This window comes from Halorubrum sp. SD612, from assembly GCF_002135005.1.
In genome coordinates this window covers 1-2,059 of record NZ_NEWI01000285.1, presented here as the reverse complement: position 1 = coordinate 2,059, position 2,059 = coordinate 1, and the positions used below count along the sequence as shown (strand labels likewise).

Below are 2,059 nucleotides of genomic sequence, written 5' to 3'. Positions count from 1 at the left end.
CCGTGACGTTGAGGCCCGCCACGCCGAGGTCGGCGGCGCCCGCGATCGCGGCGGCCGCGGCGTCGGCGTCCGGCTCGAAGGTGACGTACCGCGCGTCGAGGCCGAGCGCCTCGTAGCCCGCCTCGTGCATCGGCGGCGACAGCGAGTGGCCGACCGGGTTCCCGATCAGTCCGTACACGTCCATGCCCGCTCACGCGGCCGCGACCGACAAAAGGCGGTCGGTCGGCTTCGATCCGGGTCCGGGCGGTCCGGTCCGCCCCTACTCCCGCTGTCCCTCGGCGTCCCGCTCCGCGTCGATGACGTCTTCGAGGGTCTCCGTGCCGACGTCGCTGGCGACCTTGACGCCGACCAGCGACACGACGATGCCGCCGACGATGAACGCCGCGAGCTGCTGGACCGGCGTCAGCGTCATCCCGTACATCGACAGCGGCTCGTGGATCGCCTCCTGCGCGAGGAAGTAGCCGGCGAACCCGCGGACGACCAGGGCGACCGCGGCGATGACGAACGGGAGGTTGAGGTACGGCGTCCGGATCCCCTCGTCGCGGATCAGCTCGTCGAGCAGCCGTCCGACTGCCGCGGTGACGCCCGCGAGCGCGAACCACGGGACCGCGGCGTAGGTGAACTCCACGACCTCGACGAGGCGGGGCGATCCGGGGTCCAGCTCCGAGGCCGCGAGGAAGCCGAAGAACCCGCCGACCAGGGCGAGCCCGCCGGCGACGACGTACGTCACGACCGACACCTGCCCGGCGTACAGCGCCTCGCGGACGCGCTCCGGCATCCCCGCCACGAACCGGTCGATCGCGAGCCCCTTATAAAGGAGCGCGGCGCCGAGCAGGCCGGCGACGCCCGCGACCGCCTCGGCGGCGGAGAACCAGTAGAACAGCGCGGGCAACAGGAGCAGCGCGACGCCGATGGGGACGAGTATCGTCGACCGCAGCTGCTCGTCGGCGAGGAACTGCTTGAGCAGGTAGTAGGTGGACTCGATGTCGCGGGCCTGCCGGACGACGACGCGGTCGACGGAGTCGACGGGGATCCGCGACTCGACGACCGGGAGGACGCGCTCGTCCTCGGCGGAGTCGACGACGACGATCGCGGCCCGGGGGTCGTACCGGTCCACGAGGTCGTCGAGCTGGGCCGCGATCGACCGGTCGGCGCCCACCGCGGTGTCGCTCTCGGCGGAGACGACCGCCACGACCGACTCCTCGCGCTCGTCCCGGAGGTCCCGCGCGACGCGCAGCGACTCCAGCAGGCAGTTGACGCTGGCGTCCTCGGGGTCGTCCAGCCCGGCGTCCGTGACCAGCGACCGGACGGCCTCCCACCCGGCGACGGGCATCGGGACGTTGGTGGCGCGACCGATCGCCCCGGACCGGTCGACGCAGATGACCAGCGTCGTCACGTGTCGTCCCACACCGCGACCGGACAAAAATCCTCCCCGTCGGTCGCCGCGTGCGGTTCAGCCTTCCCGGGCGCTCCGCCGGCCGTTACCGTAACTCCACGTCGACGTCGCCGCCGTCGTCGGCGAAGACGCCCGCGACGCCGCTCCCGGCCGCGAACCCGACGCGCTCGGCGCCGATGCCGAGCCGCTCGGCGAGCCCGCGCTCCGGGGTGAACTCGCGCACTTCGGGCTCGGCGCCGATCAGATCGGCGAGCCGGTCCTCGACGTCGTCTTCGGTCCCCAGCTCGTCGACGAGCCCCATCTCCGCGGCGTCGTCGCCGAGGTAGACGCGGGCCTCCGTCTCCCGGATATCCTCGGGGTCCATGTCGCGCCCCTCGCTCACGGTCTCGACGAACTGCTCGTAGTAGCCGTCGATGATCCCCTGGAGGTACTCGCGCTCGTCCTCCTCGATCTCCTTCAGCGGGACGCCGGCGTCCTTGTACTCGCCGGCGGTGAACTGCTCGTAGGAGATCCCGAGCTTGTCCGCGAGCCCCTTCGCGTTCGGCCGGGAGCCGACGACGCCGATGGAGCCGACGAGGCTCGCCTCGCGCGCCCACAGCTCGTCGCAGCCGCCCGCGATCCAGTAGCCGCCGGACGCGCAGGTGTCGGTCGCGTACGCCACCG

General features: G+C 72.5%; 2 protein-coding genes and 1 pseudogene. All 3 read right to left on the bottom strand.

Annotated features, from left to right (window positions below):
- Positions 1 to 184: pseudogene (locus B9G38_RS16470) on the bottom strand (shikimate dehydrogenase); the annotation flags it as partial.
- 75 nt (positions 185 to 259) lie between these two features.
- A complete protein-coding gene (locus tag B9G38_RS16465; protein WP_086221096.1) occupies positions 260 to 1,396 on the bottom strand; it encodes a DUF373 family protein in 1,137 nt (378 codons plus the stop codon).
- A gap of 85 nt (positions 1,397 to 1,481) precedes the next feature.
- Positions 1,482 to 2,059 (bottom strand): S49 family peptidase (locus B9G38_RS16460; protein WP_143415571.1); only part of this gene is annotated, 578 nt, incomplete at its 5' end.